This window comes from Streptomyces sp. NPDC127108, from assembly GCF_042677545.1.
In the GTDB taxonomy this organism is placed as follows: Bacteria; Actinomycetota; Actinomycetes; order Streptomycetales; family Streptomycetaceae; genus Streptomyces.
The window spans coordinates 1-26,643 of sequence record NZ_JBHXTE010000037.1 but is presented as its reverse complement, the minus strand read 5'-3'; the positions used below and the strand labels follow the sequence as shown (position 1 = coordinate 26,643).

Here is a 26,643-nt window from a genome sequence, read left to right as displayed (position 1 = left end):
CGCGGCGTGCATTCACGTGCCGTCGGCGCACCCCGTGGCGAGCCGCAGGCTCTCGGCGACCGCGTGCGGGATGTCGACGACCGGGAACAACACGTGCCGCACGGTCCGTTCGGCGTCGACGACCAGGATCAGCCGCTTGTGGCGCAGCCTGCCCGCGCCACGGAAGGTCGGCAGGCGCAGGGCGGCGGCCAGTTGGTGGGCGGCGTCGGAGAGCAGGGCGTACGGGACCTCCTCGGCGCGCGCGAACTCATCCTGCTCATACGGGAGTTGGGTGCTGATTCCGCGTACGTCCACGCGCGCCGCGCGGAAGTCGGGCCAGGCGTCGCGGAAGAGCCGGTTCTCCAGGGTGCAGCCGACCGCGCCGGGGATCGGCGGCTCGCCCCACTGGATGCCCGTGCCGGGGTAGGTGAACAGGACGCTCGCGGCGGCGTCCGGGGAGATCACGGGCAGGTCGGCGCCCCGCGGGCCGGGCAGCGCGAGACCGTCGGGCAGGCGGGTCCCGGCCAGGGCGTGGACGCGGGCGTGTTCGGCGCTGTCCGCCTCGGTGGTGCCGGTGAGGCTGCCGTCGCCGAGGACCCACCGGTCGCCCCAGTCCTGCATGGCGACCAGAAGCGGGAGCAGCGCGGCTCCGGCGTCGGTGAGCACGTACTCGTAACGCACGGGCCGCCGTTGGTAGAGGCTGCGGCGCAGCGCACCCTGGGCGACCAGGCGGCCCAGGCGCTCGGTGAGGACCTTGCGGGACAGCCCGAGCTCGGCGGCGAGCGCGTCGAAGCGGACGTGGCCGCGGGCGACCTCACGCAGCACCAGCACGTTCCACCAGTCCCCTAGGACCAGGGCGGCCTGGGCGATGCCGCAGTTCTCGTCAGCGTTGTGCATCCTCATGGACCCATAGTAGGTTCCTTTTCGGGACCCACTTTGTTTCTGCTCGAAACTTACCGCCCGTCACAGCGCGGGCCCAGCGTGAGGAGTCGCACCGTGACCGCCATCAGCCGCGTCGTCGCACGGGAGATCATCGACAGCCGGGGCAACCCCACCGTCGAGGTCGACGTGGAGCTCAAGGACGGCTCCCTCGGCCGCGCGGCCGTTCCCTCGGGCGCCTCCACCGGAGCCCGGGAGGCGGTGGAGCTGCGTGACGGCGACCCGAACCGGTACCACGGCAAGGGAGTTCGGCGTGCCGTCGACGCCGTGAACGAGAGCATCGCGGACGCCGTGACCGGGCTCGACGCCGAGGACCAGGCGACCGTGGACCGCACCATGATCGACCTGGACGGCACGGCCACCAAGTCGCGGCTCGGCGCCAACGCCCTGCTCGGCGTCTCCCTGGCGACCGCCAAGGCCGCCGCGGCCGCCCACCGGCTGCCGCTCTACCGCTACGTCGGCGGGGTCGACGCCCGGGTCCTGCCGGTGCCGATGATGAACATCGTCAACGGCGGCGCGCACGCGGACAATCCGCTCGACTTCCAGGAGTTCATGATCGCCCCGATCGGCGCGGCGACCTTCGCCGAGGCCGTCCGGATGGGTTCGGAGGTCTTCCACACCCTGCGCGGCAGCCTGATCGCCGCCGGTCACAGCGTGAACGTCGGCGACGAGGGCGGCTTCGCACCCGACCTGCGCACCGCCGACGAGGCCCTGGACTTCGTCGTCCGGGCCATCGAGCAGACCGGCTACAAGCCCGGCACCGACATCACCCTCGTCATGGACCCGGCCACCTCGGAGTTCTTCCACGACGGTGTCTACGACTACGCGGGCGAGGGCATCCGCCGCACCCCCGCCGAGCACGCCGACTACCTCGCCGCCCTCGTCGACCGCTACCCCGTCGCCTCCATCGAGGACCCGATGGCCGAGGACGACCACGACGGCTGGCGCGACCTCACCGCCCGCCTCGGCGACCGCTGCCAGCTCACCGGCGACGACGTCTTCTGCACCAACGAAACCCTGCTGAGCGCCGGGATCCGCGACGGCGTCGCCAACTCGATCCTGGTGAAGGTCAACCAGATCGGGACCCTCACCGAGACGCTGGCCACGGTCTCGACCGCCCACCGCGCCGGCTACACCGTCGTGATGTCCCACCGCTCCGGCGAGACCGAGGACACCACCATCGCCGACCTCGCCGTCGCGACCGGCTGCGGCCAGATCAAGACCGGCTCCCTGTCCCGCTCCGACCGCACCGCCAAGTACAACCAACTGTTCCGCATCGAGGAGGAACTGGGCGCGCAGGCGCGGTACGCGGGGCGGGAGGCCCTGGGGCTGCGCGGCTGACGCCGACGGCCGACCGGGCGGCTCAGCGCACCCGGTCGTAGACCACGGCGACCTCGCCCAGCTCACCGGTCTCCTGCCGCGTGAGCCGCCACCGGGAAGCGGGCAGGCCGTCGTCGAACAGGCGCTCCCCTCCCCCGGCGATCTCGGGGCAGACCAGCAGATACAGCCGGTCGATGAGGTCCGCGGCAAGCAGCGCCTTGATGACGCTCGCGCTGCTGTTGACGAGGATGTCGCCCTCGCCGGTGGACTTCAGCTCCGCGATGACGTCGGCGGCCGGGGCGTTCACGATGCGGCTGCGTTCCCACGGGGCTCGGGTCAAGGTGGTCGACAGGACCACCTTCTCCGCGTCGACCAGCCACTTCGCGTAGCCGCGGTCGCGGGGGTCGGCGCTCTCGTCCTCGGCGACGGTCGGCCAGTACCCGAGGAAACCCTCGGCGTTGAGCCGGCCGAGCAGGGCGGTCGTCGCGCCCTCCCAGATGCGGGTGAGGTGGTCGCGGGCGACCTCGGTGGTGGCGTAGCGGACGATCGCGCCGATGTCGGCGGGGCCGCCGGGTCCCCTGTAGCGCCCGTCGAGGGTGAGGGCGATGTTCGCGGTCACTTTGCGTGCGGTGGAGTCGGCCATGGCTGTGTTTCCTCTTCCGTGTGCTCGTGTGCTCGGTGTGAGGTGCCTTGTTCGTTCATGGGGGCTTGCGCTGCGCTAGGGCTCGCGGACGGCGTCGGTGAGCTTGTCGAGGCTCTGGCCGAAGCCGATCTCGATGCCCGCGATGAAGTCCGCGGAGTCGACCGTGCTGCCGGTGATCCGGTACCGGACGTCGAGGTCCGTGCCCGTGCCGGTGGGCCGGAGGCCGATGTCGACGTGGGCGGTGAAGGCGGCGCTGCCGTCGGGAAGTTGCGGCGAGAGCCGGTACGCGAGGAGTTCACGGGGGCGTACGTCGACGACGACCCCTTCTCCGTGTCCGGCGACCCGACCGGAGCCATCGGTGTCGCCAGCGCCATCGGTGTCATGGGTGTCATCGGTGTCGTCGATGTCGCGGTACTGCAGGACGACGCGTCCGCCCGGGCGCGCCTCGAAGACGAGCTCGGAGACGCGGAGGTCGTCGGGCGTCCACCACCGGGCGAGCAGGGAGGGCTCGGTCAGGTGGCGCCAGACCAGGTCGGGGCTCGCGGCCAGTGACCGGCGGAAGTCGAAGGTGCGGCCGTCGGCCCAGCCCGGCTCCGCCGCGGCGCGGCGCTCCGTGTCGAGGCTGCGTCCATAGCGGTCGTAGGTCTCGTGCGGGCCCCCGGCCTGGTCCGCGGCCTCGGCGAGAGCGGTGAGCGCGGCCGCCAGGTCCCGCAGGGGGCCGGACCGGAGGGCGTAGATGCGGCGCTGGCCGGTGCGCTGCGACGTGACGACTCCGGCGCGCTCGAGATGCTGCAGGTGCTTGGTCGTCTGTGGTTGGCGCGCCTCGGCGAGCTGCGCGAGGACGCCGACCGGGCGGGGCCGCTCGGCCAGGAGGGTCACGAGCCGCCAGCGGGCCGGGTCGGCCAGTGCGGTGAGGAGTGCGTCTGCGTCCATGGAAGTAGTATTCACTCATACGAATATTCGCGTCAAGGCATATCTCTGAGGTTCTCCTGGAGAGCCTTCGGGGACACCACGACCTGGCCCTGGCGCGTGTGCGCGACGACCACTCGACCGGTGACGCGCTCCCCCACGCCCGATCTCCTCGGCTTCGATCTCCTGGCCGATCGCGAGGATCTCGGCGGAGTGGCCGACTGGGCGCATCGACACTTCGTACGCCGGAATCAGCGCGAGCTCGACGGCCTGGCCCTCCCCGCGCGCGGCACTCACGAGAACATCCGGCCCGTCGAAGCCCACCACCGTCACCTTCCGCACCGGGCTCGGCTGAAGAAGCCGGTCCCTCAAGGCCCGCAGGCGCGGATCGGGGGCCGGTTCAGGCACGGGCGGAACCCGGCGTCCGGTCTTCCGGCGCGTCACTGGTCGTCGAGGGATGTCTGCCGGGCCAGGAACTCCTCGAACGCCGCCTTCTGCTTCGGGTCCATGAAGCCTTGGCGGACATCGCGGGCCTTCTCCTGGAGCCAGTGCGCCCCGTCGGGGGCCAGGAGTTCGGCGACCACCACGCCGTCGCGGGCAACCGCCGTGCGCCCGCCCGCGCGACGACGAAAGAGCGTGAACGCCCCGAATTCCGCCGGGTGTGCCAGTTCCGGTTCCTCCGCCATGACCCGGCCCTCTTCCCCTGCCTCACCCCCCGGGTAGGCCGTGGGTGCCCAGTGCTCCCAGAGGGCCAGCGTGGCCGCGGGCACCAGGACCGCGCGTTCCGCCTCCGCCCGCCCCTCCCACAGGAACGTCACGGTGACGGGCTCACCGACCGCCTCGGCCAGCCCGAGCACCCGCTCCACCTCGTCGTCGACGGGGTGACCCACCACCACGTCGATCTGAATGCCCACAGCCAGCCCCTCAGCGGTCTGCCACCACGCGGGCCCGATGCCCGCGCTCGTCGTCCGACTCCCACACCCCGGCGCGCGGCGGCCCCTCCGGCTCGCCCGGCTACCTGCCGAACACCTGGGTCCACGTCCAGTCCTTCTCGACGACGCCGACGCCCATCGTGGTGAGGTCGCAGTTGAGGATGTTCTCGCGGTGGCCCTGGGAGTTCATCCACGACTGCATCACGGAGCCGGGGGAATTCTGGCCGCGGGCGATGTTCTCGGCGCCGGGCGACGGATAGCCCTGGGCCGTGGCCCGGTCGGCGAAGGAGCGGCCGTCCTGGCTGGTGTGGTCGAAGTAGCCGTTCTCGGACATGTCCTCGCTGTGCAGCTGGGCGGCGCGCGAGAGCCGGTCATCGATCTTCACGGGGCGGCAACCGGCTTTGGCACGCTCGTCGTTCACGAGGGCCAGGACCTTCTCGGCCTCGGTGTTCGCGGGGGCGGACGGCACGGTCGGCCGAGGCTTCGGCGTCTGTGTCCTGGTCGGCTTCGGGGAGGGCTTCTTCGTGCGCGAGGGCTTGGGCTTGGGTTTGGGCGCCGTGGACTTGCTGGGCTTCGCCTTCGGCTTGCGGGAGGGCGAGGCGGTCGGCGAGGGCGAGTCGGTGGCGGCGGACGTCTCGGGCGGCGTGTCGGCCGCGGACGTCGACTTGTCTTCCTCTCCGTCGCCCGGCAACAGGTTCAGGCTCGCCATCGTGCCTCCGGTGACGAGTACGGCGGCGGCGGCCGCGAGGACGGTGGCGCGCCGCCGCTTGGCTATTCGGCCCGGGCGGCGGTGGCTGCGGCGGCCGGGCGGCGGGGTGCCGCCCACCGTGGCGAGAACGGAGGTGTCGCCGGCGGGGGCCTCGGCGCCGGTGGGCGGGGGGACGTGGCCCAAGGGGGCGTCCGAACCCAGGGTGGAGCCCGCGAAGCCGTCGTGACCGGGTGGAGCGAAGTCAGCGCCGTGGGGCGTGGCGAAGTCGGCTCCGTGGGGCGGGCCGAAGTCAGCTCCGTGAGGCGCGCCGAAGTCAGCGCCGTGGGCCGCGCCCGAGCCCTGCTCCAGCCCCGCACCCTGGCCGAAGTCCACGCCGTGGACCCAGTCCGCGTCCTGGGCGAAGTCCGAGCCAGGCCCCAAGTCCGCACCGTACGCAACACTCGTACCGTCGCCGAGTCCCCCACCCGACCCCCCACCCCGCCCCAGCGCGGCGAGCCCCGCGAGCCCGGCCAGCGCCACCGGCACCAACCCGAGGCCCACCAGCAACCCCTCGGCGGGCACAAGACCCGCCTCGTACCCGGAGCAGGCCGTGCAGTCCCGCACATGCCGGGCGATGCGCTTGCGCCACAGCCCGGACGGATGCCCGTCCCAGACGCCGAGCACCGAGGCGAGCCCCGGGCAGGACGGCTGCGCGGACAGTGCCCGCACGACGAGGCGGGCGGTCTCCAGCTGTGCCTTCATCCGCTGCACACGCACCGCGGTGTGCTGCGGCGACAGACGCATGGCCGTGGCCACGTCGCTGCGGCTCAGCTCGCCCGCCGCCTCGAGCCACCACAGGGAGAGGAGCGCGCGGTCGTCGGTGTCGAGCCAGCGAGTGGCCTCGGCCGCCTCCCGCCGCTGCCCCTCGAGCCCCAGGCGCAGGATCGTCAGGTCCACGAAGTCGGCGCCCGGGTCGGCCACGTCGTACGCGTCCTGGAGCCCGGAGCCCGCGGGCGCGGCCTGCTGCTTGTGCCAGTGCCCGCGGATCTGGTTCATCGCGATGGCCACCAGCCAGGACCGGAAGCTGCGCGGGTCCTGGAGCGAGCCGAGCGCGCCGAGGGCGCGGATCATCGTCTCCTGCACCACGTCGTCGACGTCCGCGTGCCCGTTCAGCGCCCGGCCCACGATGTTGTACACCAGCGGCAGATACTCGGTGACCAGCTCGTCCTGCGCCCACAGGGCACCCTGCCGCGCCGCCTCGATCACCGCGGCACGGTGCTCCTCTGTCGCTGCCACAGCCGCCCACGTCCTTTCCCTGTCCCCCGCATTTTCCGTCCGACACCAGGGAGACCCGAGGCCGGGGGCGGGATAACAGAAACAGGAGTGGCAATGTACAGGCGGCCGACAGGACGGACGCGGCCAGGACCGCGGCCGCGATCGCGGCCGCGATCAGCTCAGACCGAGCCGGCCCCCGGGCCAGAGACGATCACTGATCACCACCGTCGTGGAAGAGCCCCACGTTCTCCTTGGTCACCAGCGGCGCGGACAGCTGGTCCTCGAGCATGCCGTTGGGCAGCCGCACGATCGTCGAGCCGTGGTCGGTGGGGCCGGGCTTGAACTTCTCCCCGTTCATGGCGGCCTTGATGTAGAACATGCCGTACTTCGCGTAGGCGTCGGCGGGCTGGGAGACGGTCGCGTCGATCTGGCCCTTGCGGATCGCGTCGAACTCCTGCGGGATGCCGTCGTTCGACACGATCGTGATGTGGTCCTTCGTGCCCGCCTTCTTGAGCATCCCCTTCGCCTTCAGTGTCTGCAGGGTGGGCGCGAGGTAGACGCCCCCCGCCTGCATGTAGATGCCCTTGATGTCCGGGTTCGAGTTGAGAAGGGCGTCCAGCTTGGACGCGGCGGCGTCCGACTCCCACTTCGCGGGAATCTCCAGGACCTTCACCTTCGGGTACTTCTCCTTCATGCACGCACGGAAGGCCGTGGACCGGTCCCGGCCGTTCACGGAGGCGAGATCGCCCATGATCTGGACGACCTTCCCGCTCTTGATCTCGTCGCCGAGGTAGTCACAGGCCTTCTGGCCGTACGCGCGGTTGTTCGCGCGCACCACCATCGCGACCTTGCCCTTCTCCGGCGCCACGTCCACGGCGACCACCGGCACGCCCTTGCGCTCGGCCTGGTCCAGGCCCGCGGATATCGCGGCACTGTCGAGCGGGGCCACGACCAGGCCCTTCACACCCTGGTTGAGCTGGTTGTTGATGTCGGTGATCTGCTGCGCCGGGTCACTGTTGGAGTTGACCGTCTTCAGCGCGTCGACGTCCTCGCGCTTGGCCATCTTCGGCACGTACTCGTTGTACGACTGCCAGAACGGCGAGGTCAGCAACGGCAGGATGACCCCGACCTTGCCCTCGCCGCCTCCGCCACCGGATCCCGCGGTGTCATCCGTGCTGCCACAGGCCGAGAGCACCAGGGTGGCACTGGCGCCAACTGCCGCCACGCGCACTGCCCGTGCTCTGATCCCGAGGGTTGTTCTGGCCACGTATCGGCTCCATACAAGAGTGATGAGAGTGAGGGGTTCCGACGTCCTGCCGTCGGTGGCTCTGAATGTTCATCGGATCACTCCACGGAGTCAATGGCTCAGAGGGACTGATCTTCACGGCACTCCCCCACATTGGTCTGATCACCCCCATGGTTAGACTCAGGCGCAACGGACTTGGGGGAACGGCAACTTGGAGGAACAGCGGTGGAAGATCTGGACGAGCGCACCGCCCCGCAGAAGGGCACCGTGACACAGCGCGCCATCGACCAGATCAAATCCATGATCGCCGACGGGCTGCTCGGCCCCGGTCAACGGCTGCCCACCGAACGCGATTTGGCCGTTCAGCTCGGCGCATCGCGCAGCTCGATGCGCGAGGCCGTGCGCGCGCTGACCTTCATGGGCGTCCTGGAGGCACGGCACGGGTCGGGGGTGTACGTCACCCAGCTCGCCGCCGGTGACCTCCTGGAGTCCTTCGGGGTCGTCGCCGACCTCTCCCGGGGACCGCAGATGGTGGAACTCCTCGAAGTCCGCAAGGTGTTGGAGTCCACGGCGGCCGCGCTGGCCGCGGCCCGCATCTCGGCGGACCAACTCGCAGAGGTCGAGCGACACCTGCGGGCCATGGACAGCACCGACGACAGCGAGGAGATCCTCGCCCACGACGTCGCCTTCCACCGGGCGATCAACGAGGCCGCGGGCAACGACACCATGGCGGCCGTCCTCGACGGCCTGTCCTCCCGCACCTTCCGCACCCGGGTCCGGCGCGGCTATCAGGAAGAGGGCGCGATCGAGCGCACCCGCCGCGAACACGCCCGCATCCACCGCGCGTTGGTCGCCCGGGACCCGGAGGCGGCCCGGGTCGCGGCCGCGGCGCACGTCGGCGAGGTCGAGCAGTGGCTCCGCGAGAGGCTGGCCGAGAGCAGCTGAGGGACCGCGCGCCCTCACGCCCGCAGCCTCCCACGCCGCACGCCCGCAGCCCCGGACGCCCGCAGCAACCGGCCATGCGCCGCAGCCCGCCCGCACTCCCCCTGTCCGCAGAGTCCTGCTCACCCGGCGGCCAGGAAGAGTTCGCCTGCGGGGGCCTCATCGGCCGGGTGCCGCGACCCCTAGGTTCTCCTCGATGACCAGTCGGCAAGGTGCTCAACCCATCGTTGTCCGCTCTTCCTTCACGAAGGAGTAGATGTGGAACGTCGTACCTTCCTGCGCGGAGCCGTCATCGGGACCTCGGCCGCCGCGTTCGGCGGCACCCTGATGCACGGCGCCGCCTACGCGGCCCCGGCCCAGAACGGCCCCGGCCCGTACGGTGCGCTCGGCACCGCCGACGCCAACGGCATCCGACTGCCCAGCGGCTTCACCAGCCGCGTCATCGCCCGTTCCACCCAGGTCGTCCCCGGCACGTCGTACACCTGGCACAACGCCCCCGACGGCGGCGCCTGTTTCGCCGACGGCACGGGCTGGATCTACGTCTCCAACTCGGAGATCAACCCCAGCGGCGGCGCGAGCGCCGTCAAGTTCAACTCCTCGGGCACCGTCACCGGCGCCCACCGCATCCTCTCCAACACCCGGCAGAACTGCGCGGGCGGCGCCACCCCGTGGAACACCTGGCTCTCCTGCGAGGAGGTCTCCCTCGGCTACGTCTACGAGACCGACCCGTGGGGCGTGAACGCCGCCACCCGGCGCGACGCCATGGGCCGCTTCAAACACGAGGCGGCGGCCGCCGACCCGGGGCGCCAGGCGATCTACCTGACCGAGGACGAGGGCGACGGCTGCTTCTACCGCTTCCTGCCGACCACCTGGGGCAACCTGTCCGCCGGCACCCTTCAGGTCCTGGTGGCGGGCACGGGCACCTCCGGCTCCTTCAGCTGGTCGAACGTGCCGGATCCGGACGGCTCCCCCACCGCGACCCGCAACCAGGTCTCCGGCGCCAAGCGGTTCAACGGCGGCGAGGGCTGCCACTACGCGGGTGACACGGTCTGGTTCACCACCAAGGGCGACAACCGCGTCTGGCAGCTCAACCTCACGAACAGCACCTATGAGCTGGCGTACGACGACAACCTGGTCAACCCCGGCCCCGCCCCACTGACCGGCGTCGACAACGTCACCGGCTCCTCCTCCGGCGATCTGTTCGTCGCCGAGGACGGCGGCACCATGGAGATCTGCGTCATCACCCCGGACGACATCGTCGCGCCGTTCCTGCGGATCAACGGCCAGTCCGGCTCGGAGATCACCGGCCCGGCCTTCTCTCCGGACGGATCCCGTCTGTACTTCTCCAGCCAGCGCGGCACGTCGGGGAGTTCGTCGGGCGGCATCACCTACGAGGTCACCGGGCCCTTCCGCACCTGACGGTCGCACGTGGGGAGGGACCAGGGACCGGCGGACCCTCCCCACGTACACCATCCGGAGCCGGACATTCCAGGCAATCCCAGGCAATAATCGTGGCCATGCCAAACGATGAGGGCGGATGGCGACCACCCGGATACGACGGGCCGGGCTGGGAACCGCCCAGGGACCCACCTCCGGGGCCACCCCGCAACGACGACGGCGGCCCCGGAGGGCGGTCCCGCTGGAGCCGGACGGGCATCGCAGCGGTGATCGCGATCGGGATCTGGTCCCTCCTGGCCTACCAGTGGACCGAGCAGAACGACTGCGAGCTGGTGGAGTCGTACGGCCTGGTCCTCTCCCACGGGACGCCGGACCCGTGGGAGGTGTGCGGGGACTAGGGCCTGTCCGAGAGAGCGGAGCCGGAGGCGGTAACCACCGCTTGTGGCGTCGGCGTTGACACCGGATCCGGGCTGTCCCATCGTCGACAGCGGTGGATTGTCGGATTTCGCTGGACCCGTCGGGCCTCGGTGGTCATGAGGACCGGCCCGGCGGTCTCGTCACTCCGGTCCGGACCGCCCCGACCGTTCAGGGGAGTCGCATCCCCTTCCGGCCGTCCCCGTGAGGAGACGGACATGAGCGAGCCATCCGGACACGCACAGCGGCCACCGTCCCGGGGCGCCCGGGGTGAGCACCCGACGGTGCGTTTCGACGCCACGGTCCACCCCGGAGCGGTGAACCGCGACCTCCGCGGTGTCGCCGATCTGGACCTGGACCGGATCCCCGACCGGGAGGGCGCGGTCCGGGTGCTCGTCACCGCCGACGAGTGCCGCCGATTACTGGAGAGCGGCTACGAAGTCCGTCTGCACGCACCGGTGCCCGTGCGGCCCCTGCCCGCCGAGCTGGTGGAGCAGGACGAAGCGGTCGGCGCCTGGCTGGAGGAGCGGCTCCAGGGCATCCGGCGGACGGGGGGTGCGTGATGTACCGCACGGTCTCCCAGCTCGACTCGGTGATCTCACAGCTCGCCACCTCGTTCCCGCAGCTGTGCACGAGGATCCAACTGCCCGAACCCTCCATCCAGGGACGCCCGGTGTTCGCGCTGCGGCTGCGCGGGGGCACGGGTGGAAACCGCCGCGGCGTGCTGTTCGTGGGCGGCACCCACGCGCGCGAACTGATGAACCCCGACGCCCTGGTGGAACTCGCCGTCGACCTCGTCGCGAGCTATCAGAACGGCACCCCGGTCGTGTACGGCGGCCGGACCTGGACCGCCCTGGACGTCAAGCTCGTCCTGGAGAGCCTCGACGTGTGGTTCGTGCCCTGCGTCAACCCCGACGGGCGCCAGCGGGTGATGACCGTCGACGACATGTGGCGCGGCAACCTCCGTGACAACCCGGGGACCACGTGCGACGGCGTCGACCTCAATCGCAACGCGGACTTCGTGTGGGGCGTGACGGAGGGGCAGACCTCGTGCAACCCCTGCAGCGAGGTCTTCGTCGGGTCCGGCGCGTTCTCCGAGCCGGAGACCCGCAACGTCAAGCACCTCCTCGACACACGGCACATCCACAGCTTCGCGGACGTGCACTCGTTCTCGGAGCTCGTCCTCTACCCCTGGGGCCACGCCCACAGCCAGACCGACAACCCTGCCCAGCGGTTCACCGGCCTGCCCACCGGAACCTGCGCGCCCATCGGCACCCCGGGCTACCGGGAGTACATCACCCCCCGGGACCAGCTCCGCTTCACGACGGTCGCCCAGCGGATCGTGGAGGCGATCGCGGCGGTACGCGGACGCGCGTACACCCCGCAGACGGGCCGGGCCCTTTACGCCACCACCGGCACCCAGAGCGACTACGTGTACAGCCGCCACATCGCGCATCCCGCGCTGCACAAGACGTACGGCTTCACCCTCGAGACGGGCCCGCGGGTCGCGACGGTGGAGGACTCCTTCCACCCCCGGGACCCCACCCTCATCAAGCGCGACGCCAAGGCGGGCGTGCTGGCGCTCGCCCAGCAGAGCGTCTGCGCCTTCGACCTGATCGGAGTGCGGCTGCTCGGCCGCCAGACCGAGGTGGACGCGCTGCGCCGGGTCCGCGACGAACAACTCGCGACCACAGAGGCCGGCCGGCAGTGGATCACCCTCATCGAGCGGGTCGAACTGCCCGTCGCGTCCGTGCTGTTGGCCGACGAACGCCTCGCGGGCCGGGCCGCCGCGCTGATCGAACGCGCGGGGAAGCTGGTCGCGGACCAGAAGCTCGTGGTGACCGACGACGACGTCGACCAGGGACTCGCCCTCGTGGGCGAACTCGCCGAGCGGGCCGGGGCCGAGGACGAGCAGGTGCGCGTCGACCTGAAGGCCGTCGGCACGGCCCTGGACCGGGCGAGGAGGGTGTCTTCGGCCGAGGTGGTGAGGGAACTGCTGGAGCGGGGTCCGCAACCGAAGTGACGGCGCCCTACGGCAGCGCCTCCCCCAGCCGCGTCAACTCCTCTGGGCTCAGCGTGAGTTCCGTGGCCCGCGCCGAGTCGGCGATCGAGGTCGGGCGGCTGGCGCCCGGCACCGGGATCACCGCCGGGGAGCGGCTCAGGAGCCACGCCAAGGCGATCCGCTGCGGGCTGACGCCGTGCTCGGCCGCGACACGGTGGAAGGCGGTGCCCACCGAGGAAGACGAGCCGGCCGGGCCGGAGGGGCCGTCGAGGGAGCTGCGGGAGATGCCGCCGAGGGGGCTCCACGGCAGGAACGCCAGGCCGAGCTCCGCGCTCAGCTCCAGTTCAGGCTCGCTGTCCCGGACCGCCGGTGAGTATTGGTTCTGCACCGAGACGAGTCCGTCGCCGAGGATCCGACGCGCCTGGCGGATCTGGCCGACGGACACGTTCGAGATGCCGGCGGCCCGGATGGTGCCCGCGTCGAGCAGGTCGCGCAGGGCACCGACGGACTCCTCCCAGGGCACGGCCGGGTCCGGCTTGTGCAACTGGTACAGGCCGATCGCGTCGACGCCGAGCCGCTTGGCGGAGGCCTCGGCGGCACGCTTGAGGTGTGCCGGGGTGCCGGTCACGGTCCAACTGCCGTCCCCGGGGCGCCCGCGACCGCCCTTGGTCCCGATCAGGACGGCGGAGGTGTCGCCGCCGTAGCGGGCCAGGGCGCGGGCGATCAGGAGTTCGTTGTGGCCCACCTCGTCGGCGTGCCAGTGGTAGCTGTCGGCGGTGTCGATGAACGTGACACCGGCGTCGAGGGCGGCATGGACGGTGGCGATGGCGCGTGCCTCGTCCGGGCGGTGCTCGATGGACAAGGGCATGGCGCCCAGGCCGACGGCGCTGACGGTGGTGTCTCCGATGGAGCGGTGTCGCATGGCGGTTCGGGTCCTCAGGCAGTGGGGGCGGTGGACGCGGCGAGGGCTTCGGCGACGGCGCCGGGGAGCCAGTCGGTCGTACGCGAGAAGGTGAAGCCCAGCTGTTTCGCGCGGGAGTTGCTCATGGCGTAGTGGCGGTCGAAGGAGAACGGTGAGGCGGTGCCGCCCGGCGCGACGGTCTCGTGGACGGGCTCGCGGCCGGTCCGCGCGGCGACGATCGCGGTCAGGTCGCGCACGTCGAGCCGCCCGTCGGAGCAGGCGTTGACCGGGCCGGTGAATCCGGTGGCGGTGGCCGCCCACAGCAGCAGGTCCGCCAGTTCCTCGTGGTGGATGAACACCGTCGGCAGCGCGTCGGCGTGCACGGCGATCGCCTCGCCCCGGGCGACGCGCTCCGTGTAGTGCGCCAGTCGGCCGGTGAACTCCTGCCTGCCGCCGCCGAGGACGTGCGCGCTGCGCACCGTGGCGAACGCGAAGCCGTTCTCCCGGGTGAGGACGGCCTCCGCCTGGCGCTTGCCCTCGGCGTAGTGGGCCTCCAGGTACGCCTCGTCGTGCCAGGGCAGGTCCATGGCCACCTGCCAGGCGCGCGGGTCGACGTGCGCCTCGGGCACCGGGGTGCCCACCGGCAGCGTCGGCAGGGCGGCGGTCGCCGGGTCGTAGACCTCGATCGTGGAGGTCATGACGTAGCGCCGGGTGCGGTCGGCGAAGACCCGGGCGGCGATCGCGGCCTGCACGGGGGTGTAGCAGACCTGGTCGACGACCGCGTCGAAGGTGCGCGGTCCGAGCGCGGCGGTGAGGGCCGCTTCGTCGTCGCGGTCGACGACGAGGTGCTCGGCCCCGGCGGGCGGCGGGGCGGAGCCGCGGTTGATCACCGTGACCTGATGGCCGTCCGCGAGCAGGCGCTCGACCAGGAGCTTTCCGAAGTAGCGGCTTCCGCCGATGACGCAGATCCTTTGCATGCCCCCACTTTGGACACCTACTGTCATCAGCAGAAGTGACGGCTTACTGGAAGCGCTTTAAGGAAAACTGTTGATCGATGTGCAGCGGCTCCGCGTCCTGCGGGCGGTGGCGGACCACGGCAGCTTCAGCAGGGCCGCCGCGGCCCTCCGTCTCACGCCCTCCGCCGTCTCCCAGCACGTGGCGGTCCTCGAACGCAGCCTCGGCGCCCCGGTCGTGGCACGCAGCACGCGCGGGGTGACCCTGACCCAGGCGGGCCAGATCATGGTCGGGGCCGCCGAGTCCGTCGCGGCCGAACTCGAACAGGCGAAGCAGCAGGTCGAGCGGCTCCGTACGGGCCGCGTCCAGCTCACCGTCGCCACCTTCACCAGCGGCGGCAAGCACCTCCTGCCCGGTGCGCTCCCCCGCCTGACGGCGGCCCACCCCCACACCCAGCTCCACATCAGGGAGGGCGAGCCCGAAGTCACCCTGCCCCTGGTCCGCCAGGGCGCCGTCGACCTCGCGCTCGCCTACCACTTCGACGGCCCTCTGCCCGTCGGACCGGGCTCGTCCTCCAGCCTGCGGTGGACCCCGCTCCTGGAGGATCCTCTGCACGTCGTGATGCCCGAAGGGCACCGCTTCGCCGACCGGGCGTCGCTCGACATCGGCGAACTCGCGGCGGAGCCCTGGGTGCTCGGCTGCCTCAAGACCGACGCACATCTGCGCCGTTACGCCGAACAGGCGGGCTTCGAACCGGACGTGCGCGGCACCACCACCGACTACTTCTTCGCCCGTTCGCTCGTCGCCGCGGGCATGGGCATCTCCCTGATCCCCTCCATCGCGCTCGTCCCCGCGGTGCCGGGTCTGCGCGCCGTCCCGGTCCAACACCCGGCTCCGATGCGGTACATCGGGGTCGCCACGATCGACCGCCGTCACGACCGCCCCCACCTCACGACGTTCATCGAGGCCCTGCGCGAGCAGGCGACGGCACCGTCGGGGATCCCCGGACAGGGTCGCCCCGCGGACTGGGGCTAGCCCCCGCACCGATCCGGATGGTCGCCTCATCGCGCCGCGTCCTCGCCGGGGAGATCGTGGGACGGCAGGCACATGGAGCGCACGCACCTCAGTCCCTCCATGGCCGCCCTCACGCCGACCAAGGGAGCAGAAGTGAGCGAGCACAGACATACGTTGCGAGGCGCGATCACGGTGGCCGTGGCGGTCGGTGTCGCGATGGGCACGCTGACGGCCGGCGGCCTGCCGCAGCGACAGGACACCGCCCCGGTCGCCGCGGCCGAGTCCGCCACCCCCGCCGACACCGCCGAACACGCCCGGCTGCGTGCGATCCTGCGGCGGCTGACCACGGTCGACGGCGGGCCCGGGGCGCTCGTCGCGATGCGGGACCGGCGGGGCAGCACGGTGCTGACCAGCGGTGTCGCGGACGTGAAGAGCCACGCCCCGGTGCGCGGCGACAGCAGGTTCCGGATCGGCAGCATGACGAAGACGTTCGTGGCGACGGTCATGCTCCAGCTGGCCGGAGAGCGGCGCGTGGTCCTCGACGCGCCCGTGGAGCGCTACCTGCCCGGTGTCGTACGCGGACACGGCAACGACGGCCGCCTCATGACGGTCCGTCAGCTCCTGCAGCACACCAGCGGCGTACCCGACATCCTCGACCATCTGAAGCCGCAGGACATCCTCAAGAACCCGCTCGCCCACCACGACACGCGCGACCTCGTGAACACCGCGCTCGCACACCCCCCGACCTTCAAGCCGGGCAAGGGCTGGCGCTACTCCAGTACGGGCTACCTCCTGGCAGGCATGATCATCGAGAGGGTCACAGGCCGTCCGTACGGCGACGAGATCCGACGCCGCGTCATCGAGCCGCTCGGCCTGCGGGAGACGTACGTGCCGGGGGACGCGTCGGCGATTCCCGGTCCGCATCCGCGCGGGTACGTACGGCCCGGCGCGAACGCGCCGCTCGTGGACCTCACCGCGATCAACCCCTCGGTCGCGGGGGCGGGCGGCGAGATGATCTCCAGCGGTGCCGACGTCAACCGGTTCCTGGACGCGCTCCTGCGCGGCGGGCTGCTCCGCCCGGCCCAGCTCCGGGAGATGATGCGGACCCGCCCGACCGGCAACCCGGACGGCCGGGCGTACGGCCTCGGCCTGGAGAGCAGGCCCCTGCCCTGCGGTGGCCTCTACTGGGGGCACAGCGGCGACATGTTCGGCTACGAGACGGTGAGCGGGGCGACGGTCCGGGGCAGGCAGGCGACGGTCATGGTGAACGTGGACCCGGGGGGCACGGACGCGCAGAGCGACGACATGAAGGCCGCCGTGCGGACGGCGCTCTGCAAGTAAGGGGGTTCGCCTGCGGGTCAGTCCGACCGGAGGGGGGTGAGCACGGCGTCGAGCAGGCCGGGGAAGCGTTCGTCCAAGTCGTCGCGGCGCAGGCTGACATACCGTGACCGGCCCTCCACCGTGGTCCAGGTCAGCCCGGCCTCGCGGAGCACGCGGTAGTGGTGGGACATCGTCGTCTGGTGGACGTCGATGGTCTCGCTGATGCCCGAGCAGCTCTCCCGGCCGCTCTCGGCAAGGCGGGCCAGGATCGCGAGGCGGACCGGATCCGCCAGCGCGTGGAGGATCTCGACGAGCTTGATCTCGTCCTTCGTCGGCTGCGTCAACGTGCGCATGACCGGCCTGTCCGTAGCTTCACGGCGACCAGGCTAGCCCACACATTGATACATGGACAAGTATCCATGCGTTGGTTACGTTGTGGCGCGTCACAGCGCCTCGACGCATCGCGCAGCGGATTGGACGGCCCATGTACAAACGACTTCTGCCCCTCGCCCTGGCGACGTTCGCCGTCGGCACCGACGGCTTCGTCATCGCCGGACTTGCTCCCCGCCATCGCCGAGGACCTGGACGTCGGCGTTCCGACGGCCGGACAGCTCGTCACCGTCTTCGCGCTGACCCTCGCGGTCGCCGCCCCGGTCCTCGGCTGGGCCACCAGCGCCCTCGACCGGCGCACCGCCCTGCTCCTGGCCCTCGGCGTCTTCGTCCTCGGCAACGCCGCCACGGCCCTCGCCACCTCGTACGCCGCCGTGATGACCGCCCGTGTCGTGACGGCGGCCGGGGCCGGGATCATCTCCTCCACCGCCTCCAGCGCGGCGGTGGCCGTCGCGCCGCCGGAACGCCGGGGCCGGGCCCTCGCGTTCGTGCTCGGCGGGCTGACGCTCTCCAGCGCGATCGGCCTCCCGCTGGGCACCCTCATCGGGCGCGGCGACTGGCATCTGACGCTGTGGGCCGTCGCCGCGCTGGGGGCCGTGGCCATGCTCGGCATCGCCTTCGGCATTCCGCGGATCACGCTGCCCGCCGCCACGTTCCGGGCGCGGCTCGCCCCGCTCAAGGACCGGTGGGTGCTCGGGGTGCTCGCCGTCACCATGCTCGCCCTCACCGGCACCTACCTGCTCTACACCTACATCGCGGCCGCGCTGGCCGGGGTGACGGACGGCTCCGAGGCCACGCTCACCGCCGTGCTGTTCGTGTTCGGGCTCGGGGTCCTGGGCGGCAACCTGCTCGCGGGGCGGCTCTCGGACCGCCATCGGCCCGAACGGGTCCTGCTCGCGAGTCTCGCCGCCGCGGTCGTCGTGCTGGCCACCGGTCGCGCGGCCGTGGAGACCCTGGGGACCGCCTTCGTGTGGACGGCGGCGCTCGGCCTGTGCGCGGGCGTTCCGGTGGTCCCGCAGCAGCAGCGGCTCATCGCCCACGCCCCGGCGGCCACACCGGTGCTCCTCGGCCTCAACGCCTCGGCGATCTACGTGGGCGTCGCCCTGGGCGGCGCGCTCGGCGGACTCGCGCAGCAGTCGGTCTCCCCCGTGTGGCTCGGCGTACCGGCGGCCGGTGTCACCGCGCTGGGGCTCCTCGTCGCCCTGGCCACCACTCGCGGGACCGGCGGAAGCTCCCCGGCCGGACCGGGTGCGACGGGGCAGGTCGCGACGCGGCGGCGCGGCACCGCGCCAGCGACGACGGACAGCGCCCGGACGATCTCCTCCAACTGAGCCCGAATGTCAGAGCCTTGGCCTACCTTCCTCGCATGCATGAGACACCACTGCTGCTGACCAGCCACATACCGTCCGCCGCCGCGATCAAGGACATCGCGGTGGTGGAGACGGGCACCGGCCCCCAGGTCGTGTGCGCCGACTCCGGGGGAACCGTGTGGACCTGGGACCCTTCACGGGACGTCTGGCACGAGCGGCAGCTGACGTACGCCTTCACCGGGGATCCGCTCGCCGCGCAGTACCCGGATGCCGAGAACGAGATCGACAAGGTGGCCGCGGCGGTCTGCGACGGGCGCGTGGTCCTGGCCGCGGGCGGCGACGAACAGGCGCCCGCGCTCTGGGACCTGGAGACCGGCGAGCTCCTTCGCGGGGCGACCTACGACGAGCCCTACCTCGGGGCCATCGCCACGGTGCGGGGCGACGGCCCGCCGCGATTCGTCACGGGCTCGCAGTACGTCGGCCGGCTCCTGCTCTGGGAGCCGTCCGGCCGTACGCCCCCGGCCGAAGTCCCCAATGACCTCTACGACATCACCAGCCTCGCCACCGCCTGGGTCGACGGCCGCTCGCTGGTCGCGTCCGGCGGCGACCAGGTCGACGTATGGGATCTGGCACGCGGCGAGCAGGTGGCGTCGTTCGACTCCTGCGACGGCGACGTCCGGGACGTCTCCTTCTCGCGGCTCGACGACCGTCCCGTCGTGGTCGCGGCGACCGACTCCGGCGAGGTGTACGTGTGGGACCTGGCGGGAGACGGCGACGACGAGCCGGTCCACGACCCGATCAGCGGCCACGAGGGCGCGGTCCTGACCCTGGACACCGCCGCCGTCGGCGACCGGCCCCTCGCGGTGACCGGCTCCGAGGACGGGACCGTGCGCCTCTGGGACCTCGCCGAAGGCACGGCGATCGGCGCTCCGCTGACCGGCCATCAGGCCGCCGTGGAAGCCGTGCTCACCACCACGCTCCGCGGCCGCGACGTCGCCCTCAGCGCGGACCGGGACGGCGCCGTGCGCGTCTGGGACCTGGCTGCCGCGGTGTCGGCGGCGGGCGGGGCGGCGGGTCCGGTGCGCGGGGAGACACGCGCGCCGCGCTCCTGAGGGGTCGATCGGCGGGTCACCGGGGCTACGCGTCAAGCCATGGGCGGCGCCCCGGTCCGGTCGGGTGGGTGCCGGTGACGCCCGTGACCACCGAGTACAGGCTGGTCTCCGCCGTGATGAAGAGGCGGTTGCGCTTGGCGCCGCCCCAGGAGATGTTGGCGACCGCCTCGGGGACGTTCAGCCGCCCGATCAGCGTGCCGTCGGGGTCGTAGCAGTGCACGCCGTCGTCCATCGCGGCGGCCCAGAGCCGGCCGGCATCGTCGAAGCGGAGGTTGTCGAAGCGGGCGGCCTCGCGCGGGGCGGCCGTCGCGAAGATGTCGCCGTCCGACAGCGTGCCGTCATCGCGTACGTCGAAGACCCGGATGAAGCCCGCCCGGGTGTCGGAGACGAACAGGCGCCGCTCGTCCGCCGAGAACACCAGGCCGTTCGGTGCGCCGAAGCAGTCGGCGACCAGCCGCACTTCGCCCGTGCCGGGATCGAGGCGGTAGACGTTGTTGGCGCCGATCTCGCTCTGCGCGCGGTAGCCCTCGTAGTCACTGGTGATGCCGAAGTCAGGGTCCGAGAACCAGATGGAGCCGTCGGACCTCACCGTGGCGTCGTTCGGGCTGTTCAGCCGCTTTCCCTGCCAGCGGTCGGCGAGCACCGTGATCGTGCCGTCGTGCTCGGTCCGGGTCACCCGGCGGTTGCCCTGCTCACAGGTGATCAGACGGCCTTCGCGGTCGAGGGTGTTGCCGTTGGTGTGCCCGGCGGTCCGGCGGAAGACGCTCACCGCACCGGTCTCCTCGTCCCACCGCAGCATGCGGTCGTTGGGGATGTCGCTCCAGACCACCTGCCGCCAGGCGGGCACGTAGAGCGGTCCCTCGGCCCAGCGGCAGCCGGTGTACAGGACTTCGAGCCCGTCATCGCCGTTCATGCACCGCCCGGCGCGGAACCGGTCGTCGAGCATCTCGTACAACGCGGGGCGCTCGCTGTTCATGGCGCCTCCCCCTTCCACAGTGACTCACATGATGACCGAAGCAGCTTCTGCCATGAGCATAGATCGCAGAATGCAGTATGGTCACCAGGAATACTCTATGAATGGAATGCAATGGATCACGTCGACCGCGTCCTGCTGGAGCGGCTCCAGCAGGACGCCACCCAGCCCTATGCCGCCCTGGGCCAGGCCGTGGGCCTCTCCGCCGGCGCCGCTCATGAACGGGTACGGAAACTGCGCGAGCGCGGCGTGATCCGGCGCACCGCGGCGGACGTGGACCCGGCGGCGGTCGGCGGCGGCGTGCTGGCCTACGTGACCGTCGACTCGACCTCCTGGATGGGCGACGCCGCGGAGAGCTTCGCCGCGCTGCCCGAGGTCCTCGAGGCGCACATCATCGCGGGCAGCGCGTCGGTCCTCGTGAAGGTCAGGACGTCGACCACGCAGCAACTGCAGGACGTGCTGCGGCGGTTGTACGCGATCGACGGGGTCAGCGGTACGCAGGCGACGGTGGTCCTCGAGACGTTCTTCGAGCGGCCGGTGTCACCCCTGACCGCAGCCGCCGATCAGGACTGACCCACACGCCGGGAGCGGCGGCCCGGCGCCCTCAGCCCGCCTCCGCGCCTCCGTGCGTCCTCAACCATTCGGCCTCATCACATGGGGTGACTTCCGTCAGCCTCTCGACGCCGACACTCTCCCAATGGGCGAATATCCCCCGTCACGGGGCATTGGAGGATGTATTGATTCATGTCTCCCTGACCAAAGCTCTGCACTGGAGTGACATGCAAATCCGTAACCTCCCCTACGCCCTCAGCGTCGCCGCCATCGCCCTCACCGGGGCCACCGGGAGCGCCGCCGCCATCGGCGACGACGACGGCACCTCCAGCGTCAGCGGCAACGGCGCCGAGCAGGCGTTCGGCAACAGCGCCACCCACGGGAACCTGAGCGCGCAGGGAGCCGCGGTCCAGGGCTCGTTGAACAAGCTCTGCCTCGGCGTTCCGGTCAAGGCGAACGCGGGCGCCATCGTCGGCCTCCTGGTCCCGGTCGCCGTCCAGGACATCCCGATCCTCTCGGCCCCGCAGAACCAGCAGTGCGCCGAGAACTCCACTCAGGCCAAGGGCGACGAGCCGGGGTCGCACATCCTCGACGACATCTCGGCGCTCTCCGGCAACGGCGCGAACAACCACTGAGCCGCGCGTTCTGCGGGCCGCGTCACGCGGCCCGCAGAACGTTGCCCGGGGGGCGGTCGTACGGCCCTGGAGGTCGTACGGCCCTCGGCGTCCGAACGGCCGTCAGCGCCGGGTTTCGACCTTCATGTCGCCGTGGACCAGCGTGCGGACGAAGTCACCGGCGAGCATGGCGTGCGGGAAGCCCAGGTCGATCCCGCTGACCTCGTCGAGGCGGGCCAGTTGGGCGGCGGTGAAGTCGACCTCCAGGGCGCCGAGGTTGTCCTCCAGCTGGGCGGGCGTGCGGGCGCCGATGATCGGGGCCGTCACCGCCGGACTCCGCAGGGCCCAGGCCAGCCCTACCTGTGCGGGCGTGCGGCCGAGGTCCGCGGCCACCTCCTTCACGACGTCCACGATTCCGAGATTGCGTTCGCTGAGCGCGCCGCCCGCGATGGTGACGCTCTTGCGGGTGCCGTCGGCGGCGGCGTCCGTCGCGGTCAGGTCCTCACGGCCGTACTTGCCGGTGAGCACCCCGCCGCCCAGCGGTGACCACGGGACCACCCCGAGGCCCAGGTCGCGCGCCATCGGGATCAGGTCGCGTTCCCCGGCACGCTCGATCAGGCTGTACTCGATCTGCAGCGCGACCAGCGGCGACCAGCCGCGCAGGTCGGCGATCGTCTGCATCCGCGCCACCTGCCAGGCCGGGGCGTTGGAGATCGCGACGTACAGGACCTTCCCCTGGCGGACCAGGTCGTCCATGCCGCGCAGGACCTCCTCGACCGGCGTCGTGACGTCCCACAGGTGCAGGTAGAGCAGGTCGATGTAGTCCGTCCGCAGCCGGCGCAGACTGGTCTCCACCGACGCGAACAGGTTCTTGCGGTGACCGCCACCGGAGTTGGGGTCGCCGGGCCGGCGCAGCGTCGAGTACTTCGTCGCGAGGACCAGGCTCTCGCGGCGGTCGCGGGCGAATTCGCCCAGCAGGCGTTCGGAGCTGCCCTCGGTGTAGGTGCTCGCGGTGTCGATGAAGTTGCCGCCGCGCTCGACGTAGAGGTCGAACAGCTTGCGGGCCTCGTCCTGCTCGGCGCCCCAGCCCCACTCGGTGCCGAAGGTCGCCGCGCCCAGCGCCAGCGGGGAGACCCGCAGTCCGGAGCGGCCGAGGAGCCGGTAGGTGTCGAGGGTGAGCGGCATCGTGTCCTCCTGTGCTTGATCCGTTGCCGGGACCAAGCCTGCGGCGGCCGCGAGCCGGGGATAAGGGAGAGGAATTCCTGGGACTGACACTCCTACCCTTGGCCCCGGCCCTGGCCGTCGCCGCCCTCAGAACCAGTGCAGGCAGTGCGGGGAGCGGTCGCCCCGGAAGAGGGCGTCGGCGAGGGCGGCCGCGCCCGGGCGGTGGGCCCGGACGTGTCCGGCCCGGACGAGTGTGCTCGGGGCGGTGCCGCCGAGGTAGACCGTGGCCAGGTCGCTCGCGTCCAGGGACAGGTCGGGTTCCCGGTCCGTCGGGACGCAGTCGGCCTTGCCGTCCTGGACGGTGAGGAGGTAGCGGCCGTGCTCGCCGAGGAAGGGGTCGTCGACGTCGAGGACGAGTTCGCCGTCCAGGAACCAGCCACGGGCGGTGAGCGCGCGCGGGATGTCCAGGAGCCGTACCCAGAGCCCGTCGGTGTCGTCGCTCACCTGGCCGGCCCGGAAGTCCGCGAGCTGCCAGCGCAGCGGGTGGTCGGGAGGGCAGCGCTTGAACACGACCTGAGTGATCAGGTCGTGGCCGAGGACGTACCGGGCCAGGGCGGTGGAGGCGGCGTCGTCGACGGCGATGGTCTCGTCGACCGTCAGGGTGGTGTCGGGTTCGCCGAGCGAGTAGCTGGCGTAGCCGTCCGGGACGCCGTCGGCGTCGCGGTGGACGGCGACGTAGCGGGGCGCCGGGGAGACCGGGGGCTGTCCCGCGCCCAGGGACCACCAGCGGTGCGGCCGGGACAGGGCGCCGGGCTGTGCGCGGCGGTACCGGTCGTAGACCTCTTCGAGGATCTCGCCGCACTCGGTGCGCCGCAGCACCTCGACGGAGCCGGTGTCCGGGGCCGTCGTGGTGGCGTCGGCCGTTCCGTGCGCCCGGGGCTCGGCGAGAGCGGCTCTGTGGCGCGGCACCGTCAGGCGCTGGGTGCGGGTCGCCGGTCCGTAGCCGAACCTGCGGTAGATCACGGCCTCGGACGCCAGGAGCACCGAGAGGAACTCCCCTCGGGCCCGCAGCTCCGTGAGCTGATGCCGCATCATCGCGCTGAGCACGCCCCGGCGTCGGTGCGAGGGCACGACTCCGACGGCGGTGACCCCGGCGGCGGGGGCGAGGATCTCACCGGGCAGGGTGAGTTCGAAGGAGTACGCGGCGGCGGTGCCGACGGGCCGCCCGTCCGCCGTCACGGCGAACAGGCCGCGGTCCATTTCGAGCGCCGCCCACCAGAGTCCGCCGCCGTCGGCGGGGGGCTCCGGAAACCGCCCGAACGCGGTGAACATGGTGTCGACGAAGAGGTCGAAGTCCTGGTCGGTCGTGGGACGGATGTCCATGCTGCCGCTGCCTCCCGGTGTACGCGCACCACGGCTCGTGGTGTCGCGCCTCAGTGCAACGTCGCTCCGTGACCAGGTCAATCGAATTACGGCCGCGCGCCCTTGCCCCTACCGGGCTCCTGTCTGACCTTGCCGGAGCGTGAGCGCCGCCCGTCGGCCGCCCGGCTCCGTCAGGACGGGCCCTTCCGGTGGTACACCGACCAGTCGCTCGGTGGGTACGTGGCCTCCGGAGCGGAGAGGGCGACGTCCACCGCGAGGCCGATGTCGTCCGTGAAGAAGGCGTCGAGATCGCGGATCATCTCCAGCCCTCGCACGGTCGCCTCACCGAGCGGGCGCGCCATGCGGTCCACCCCGGAGGGGACACCCACCGGCTTCCTCCGGGCCATCGACACCGCGTGGTCGGCCCGCCTGTCCAGGCCGAACGAGATGTATCCGGCGCCCAGGGCGAGGTACTTGAGCGTGTCCTGTACGCCGCGGGAGAGTTCACCGATCCCGTGCATCGTCTGCATGGGGCTGCCGGCCGAGCTGTCGCCGTACGGCGCCGGGCCGTGCAGCTCCTCCAGTCGTCTCCGCTCGCCCTCGAACAGCTCCAGAGCTTCGTTCAACGCCCTTCCCACACGGCTGAGTTCGCCCAGATCATGGATCATGCGATGCGCCCTTCCGGTCATGTGCTGCGACTGTACGGCGCGATGCGGGGTCCTCGCGGGCTGTCGCGCACTGCAGACCGGTTGTAGTGACGCACTCCTGGTGGCCAGGAAATCCAAGGACCTCCAGTGAGCCCTCGCGCCAGCCCCCCCCCCGTCACCACCGACGGAACCGCGGCTGATCCTCTCGGCGTCTCGGACCCGGAACCTGCTGTTCCTTCCTGAGGACGTATACCGGAGGCGGCATGCCTGGATGATCATGGCATCCGCGGCGATTCGCCCCCAAGACAGCAGGCAGAACGCACGATCTTGAATGAGGCAGGTGGAGATGGCGTCGCTCGCGGAGCTGCTTCGGGAGTTCAAGGAGCGGTCCGGGCTCAGCTACGGGGCGCTGGCCAAGCGGCTCCACCTGAGCACGTCCACGTTGCACCGCTACTGCAACGGGGATGCGGTGCCCACCGGCTTCGGGCCGGTGGAGCGGTTCGCGCGCCTCTGCGGGGCGACGCCGGAGGAGCTGGTGGAGGTCCATCGGCGGTGGATCCTGGCGGACGCGGCTCGGGGGCGGAAGGAGCCCGAGCCCGAACCCGAGCCCGAATCGGAGTCGAAGTCGGAGCCCTCCGAGGCCGCGCCCGAGGCCGAACCCGAAGCGCAGCCACAGCCACAGTCCGAACCCGAACCCGCGCCCACCCCAACGGTAGCCTCGGGCCCGGACCCAGTGACCGCCCCGTCCCCCCTCCCCCCCTCACGCAGACGCCGGACCCTCGTCCTCGCGGCCTCCGTCGCCGCGGTCGTCGCCATCGGCTCCGTCGCCCTCTCCCTCTCCATGAACGGCGGCGGCGACGGCCACGAGCAGAGCGCTGGGCCCGCCTCCGCGCCGGACCCGAGCACCTCCCCGTCCGACGACTCCGACGAGTCCGACCAGTCCGACCAGTCCGACCAGTCCGGCAAGAGCTCCGACGCGCCGCTGACAGCCCACGCCAAGCCCTACGCGTACGAGGACGACTGCACGCCCAGCTTTCTGGTGAACCGGAAGCCGGAGGAGGTGCCGCGACCGCCCGTCGAACAGGACGCACCGGGTTGGGTGGGCGACCTCGGCGCCGTCACGTCCGGCGACCAGTACATCGAGGTCACCGTGCGAGGCACGGGCAAGGAAACCGTCGTCCTGCAGGACATGAACGTCCGGGTCCAGAGCACGGGCGAGCCGCTGGCCTGGAACGACTTCCAGATGGGGGCGGGCTGCGGCGGCAGGGCGGCCACGAAGTCCTTCGCCGTCGACCTCGACGACGCGGCCCCGCGCGTCACGCCCGGGGCGGGGCAGCGCGACTTCCCGTACCAGGTCAGCGAGAACGACTCCGAGGTGTTCCGCATCAAGGCGAGCACCGAACTGCACGACGTGCGTTGGTACGTGGAACTGGAGTGGTCCAGCGGCAAGCGGCACAACGTCCTGCTCGTCGACGACCAGGGCAAGCCGTTCCGCACCAGCAGCCGGGAGGGGCGCCCCTCGTACGGCTGGCGGGACGCCTCGAAATGGGAGCGGAAGGGGCAGAGCGGCTGAGCGACCGCGCGGGGCGCGGCGGGAATCCGTGCGGGGCCGCTCCGTTCAGTGGGCGCCGGGCGTCCGCGGC

The 26,643-nt window shown here is 71.6% G+C and carries 26 protein-coding genes; 13 read left to right on the top strand and 13 right to left on the bottom strand.

Going from position 1 to position 26,643, the window contains the following annotated elements; translation table 11 throughout:
• Positions 1-12: 12 nt before the first annotated feature.
• On the bottom strand, positions 13-882 hold the full coding sequence (locus ACFVHO_RS28010) for a winged helix-turn-helix transcriptional regulator (protein WP_385720251.1): 870 nt from the start codon (positions 880-882) through the stop codon (positions 13-15).
• 93 nt (positions 883-975) lie between these two features.
• Between ACFVHO_RS28010 and eno the strand changes: the two genes are divergently transcribed.
• Positions 976-2,259 carry a phosphopyruvate hydratase gene (gene eno, locus ACFVHO_RS28005; protein ID WP_385720248.1) on the top strand — a complete coding sequence of 428 codons (1,284 nt, stop codon included), beginning with the start codon at positions 976-978 and terminating at the stop codon, positions 2,257-2,259.
• A gap of 22 nt (positions 2,260-2,281) precedes the next feature.
• Here the strand turns inward: eno and ACFVHO_RS28000 are convergent, their stop codons facing one another.
• The 5 genes from ACFVHO_RS28000 to ACFVHO_RS27980 all read right to left on the bottom strand — a co-directional run bounded on the left by ACFVHO_RS28000 (position 2,282) and on the right by ACFVHO_RS27980 (position 7,952).
• On the bottom strand, positions 2,282-2,881 hold the full coding sequence (locus tag ACFVHO_RS28000) for a dihydrofolate reductase family protein (protein ID WP_385720246.1): 600 nt from the start codon (positions 2,879-2,881) through the stop codon (positions 2,282-2,284).
• A gap of 75 nt (positions 2,882-2,956) precedes the next feature.
• Entirely contained in the window at positions 2,957-3,814 is an 858-nt protein-coding gene (locus tag ACFVHO_RS27995) for a metalloregulator ArsR/SmtB family transcription factor (RefSeq protein WP_385720243.1), read from the bottom strand.
• Positions 3,815-4,230: 416 nt separating this feature from the next.
• Positions 4,231-4,704, bottom strand: a complete 474-nt coding sequence (locus tag ACFVHO_RS27990) for a hypothetical protein (protein WP_385720240.1) — start codon at positions 4,702-4,704, stop codon at positions 4,231-4,233.
• Positions 4,705-4,804: 100 nt separating this feature from the next.
• Positions 4,805-6,706 carry a sigma-70 family RNA polymerase sigma factor gene (locus ACFVHO_RS27985; RefSeq protein ID WP_385720238.1) on the bottom strand — a complete coding sequence of 634 codons (1,902 nt, stop codon included), beginning with the start codon at positions 6,704-6,706 and terminating at the stop codon, positions 4,805-4,807.
• A 190-nt stretch (positions 6,707-6,896) separates the two neighbouring features.
• Positions 6,897-7,952 carry a sugar ABC transporter substrate-binding protein gene (locus tag ACFVHO_RS27980; RefSeq protein WP_385720235.1) on the bottom strand — a complete coding sequence of 352 codons (1,056 nt, stop codon included), beginning with the start codon at positions 7,950-7,952 and terminating at the stop codon, positions 6,897-6,899.
• Between the two features lie 213 nt (positions 7,953-8,165).
• Here ACFVHO_RS27980 and ACFVHO_RS27975 point away from each other — a divergent pair, with 213 nt between their 5' ends.
• The 5 genes from ACFVHO_RS27975 (at position 8,166) to ACFVHO_RS27955 (ending at position 12,708) form a co-directional block, all read left to right on the top strand.
• Entirely contained in the window at positions 8,166-8,876 is a 711-nt protein-coding gene (locus tag ACFVHO_RS27975; protein ID WP_385720442.1) for a FadR/GntR family transcriptional regulator, read from the top strand.
• 255 nt (positions 8,877-9,131) lie between these two features.
• Entirely contained in the window at positions 9,132-10,292 is a 1,161-nt protein-coding gene (locus ACFVHO_RS27970; RefSeq protein ID WP_385720233.1) for an alkaline phosphatase PhoX, read from the top strand.
• A 98-nt stretch (positions 10,293-10,390) separates the two neighbouring features.
• Complete coding sequence (locus tag ACFVHO_RS27965; protein ID WP_385720231.1) at positions 10,391-10,669, top strand: hypothetical protein; 279 nt, start codon at positions 10,391-10,393, stop codon at positions 10,667-10,669.
• A gap of 234 nt (positions 10,670-10,903) precedes the next feature.
• Positions 10,904-11,248: a hypothetical protein gene (locus ACFVHO_RS27960; RefSeq protein WP_385720229.1), complete on the top strand. Its 345-nt coding sequence runs from the start codon at positions 10,904-10,906 to the stop codon at positions 11,246-11,248.
• On the top strand, positions 11,248-12,708 hold the full coding sequence (locus ACFVHO_RS27955; protein WP_385720226.1) for a M14 family zinc carboxypeptidase: 1,461 nt from the start codon (positions 11,248-11,250) through the stop codon (positions 12,706-12,708). Before ACFVHO_RS27960 ends, ACFVHO_RS27955 begins: the two co-directional genes overlap by 1 nt.
• Before the next feature lie 7 nt (positions 12,709-12,715).
• Here ACFVHO_RS27955 and ACFVHO_RS27950 read toward each other — a convergent pair whose 3' ends face one another.
• Together ACFVHO_RS27950 and ACFVHO_RS27945 are read right to left on the bottom strand one after the other, a co-directional pair.
• Positions 12,716-13,609 (bottom strand): aldo/keto reductase, encoded by an 894-nt coding sequence (locus tag ACFVHO_RS27950; protein WP_385720225.1) that lies wholly within the window; start codon positions 13,607-13,609, stop codon positions 12,716-12,718.
• A gap of 14 nt (positions 13,610-13,623) precedes the next feature.
• Positions 13,624-14,565, bottom strand: coding sequence for an NAD-dependent epimerase/dehydratase family protein (locus tag ACFVHO_RS27945; RefSeq protein WP_385720222.1), 942 nt, complete (start codon positions 14,563-14,565; stop codon positions 13,624-13,626).
• Between the two features lie 70 nt (positions 14,566-14,635).
• On the opposite strand from ACFVHO_RS27945, the gene ACFVHO_RS27940 reads away from it, so the two are divergent.
• Together ACFVHO_RS27940 and ACFVHO_RS27935 are read left to right on the top strand one after the other, a co-directional pair.
• Positions 14,636-15,577 carry a LysR family transcriptional regulator gene (locus ACFVHO_RS27940; protein ID WP_385720219.1) on the top strand — a complete coding sequence of 314 codons (942 nt, stop codon included), beginning with the start codon at positions 14,636-14,638 and terminating at the stop codon, positions 15,575-15,577.
• Between the two features lie 132 nt (positions 15,578-15,709).
• Positions 15,710-16,897: a serine hydrolase domain-containing protein gene (locus ACFVHO_RS27935; RefSeq protein WP_385720216.1), complete on the top strand. Its 1,188-nt coding sequence runs from the start codon at positions 15,710-15,712 to the stop codon at positions 16,895-16,897.
• A 17-nt stretch (positions 16,898-16,914) separates the two neighbouring features.
• Here the strand turns inward: ACFVHO_RS27935 and ACFVHO_RS27930 are convergent, their stop codons facing one another.
• Positions 16,915-17,229 (bottom strand): ArsR/SmtB family transcription factor, encoded by a 315-nt coding sequence (locus ACFVHO_RS27930; RefSeq protein ID WP_385720213.1) that lies wholly within the window; start codon positions 17,227-17,229, stop codon positions 16,915-16,917.
• Between the two features lie 204 nt (positions 17,230-17,433).
• On the opposite strand from ACFVHO_RS27930, the gene ACFVHO_RS27925 reads away from it, so the two are divergent.
• On the top strand, positions 17,434-18,597 hold the full coding sequence (locus tag ACFVHO_RS27925) for an MFS transporter (protein ID WP_385720211.1): 1,164 nt from the start codon (positions 17,434-17,436) through the stop codon (positions 18,595-18,597).
• Positions 18,598-18,632: 35 nt separating this feature from the next.
• On the top strand, positions 18,633-19,688 hold the full coding sequence (locus tag ACFVHO_RS27920; RefSeq protein WP_385720208.1) for a hypothetical protein: 1,056 nt from the start codon (positions 18,633-18,635) through the stop codon (positions 19,686-19,688).
• Positions 19,689-19,713: 25 nt separating this feature from the next.
• Here ACFVHO_RS27920 and ACFVHO_RS27915 read toward each other — a convergent pair whose 3' ends face one another.
• A complete protein-coding gene (locus ACFVHO_RS27915) occupies positions 19,714-20,664 on the bottom strand; it encodes an SMP-30/gluconolactonase/LRE family protein (RefSeq protein ID WP_385720206.1) in 951 nt (316 codons plus the stop codon).
• A gap of 111 nt (positions 20,665-20,775) precedes the next feature.
• Between ACFVHO_RS27915 and ACFVHO_RS27910 the strand changes: the two genes are divergently transcribed.
• Positions 20,776-21,234 (top strand): Lrp/AsnC family transcriptional regulator, encoded by a 459-nt coding sequence (locus ACFVHO_RS27910; RefSeq protein WP_385720203.1) that lies wholly within the window; start codon positions 20,776-20,778, stop codon positions 21,232-21,234.
• 206 nt (positions 21,235-21,440) lie between these two features.
• On the top strand, positions 21,441-21,848 hold the full coding sequence (locus ACFVHO_RS27905) for a rodlin (protein WP_385720200.1): 408 nt from the start codon (positions 21,441-21,443) through the stop codon (positions 21,846-21,848).
• Between the two features lie 102 nt (positions 21,849-21,950).
• Here the strand turns inward: ACFVHO_RS27905 and ACFVHO_RS27900 are convergent, their stop codons facing one another.
• The 3 genes from ACFVHO_RS27900 to ACFVHO_RS27890 form a co-directional block, all read right to left on the bottom strand.
• Positions 21,951-23,012: an aldo/keto reductase gene (locus ACFVHO_RS27900; protein WP_385720197.1), complete on the bottom strand. Its 1,062-nt coding sequence runs from the start codon at positions 23,010-23,012 to the stop codon at positions 21,951-21,953.
• Positions 23,013-23,138: 126 nt separating this feature from the next.
• Positions 23,139-24,374, bottom strand: a complete 1,236-nt coding sequence (locus ACFVHO_RS27895; protein ID WP_385720194.1) for a GNAT family N-acetyltransferase — start codon at positions 24,372-24,374, stop codon at positions 23,139-23,141.
• Between the two features lie 170 nt (positions 24,375-24,544).
• Entirely contained in the window at positions 24,545-24,979 is a 435-nt protein-coding gene (locus ACFVHO_RS27890; protein WP_385720191.1) for a hypothetical protein, read from the bottom strand.
• Between the two features lie 352 nt (positions 24,980-25,331).
• Between ACFVHO_RS27890 and ACFVHO_RS27885 the strand changes: the two genes are divergently transcribed.
• Positions 25,332-26,573 carry a helix-turn-helix domain-containing protein gene (locus ACFVHO_RS27885; protein WP_385720188.1) on the top strand — a complete coding sequence of 414 codons (1,242 nt, stop codon included), beginning with the start codon at positions 25,332-25,334 and terminating at the stop codon, positions 26,571-26,573.
• Positions 26,574-26,643 lie beyond the last annotated feature (70 nt).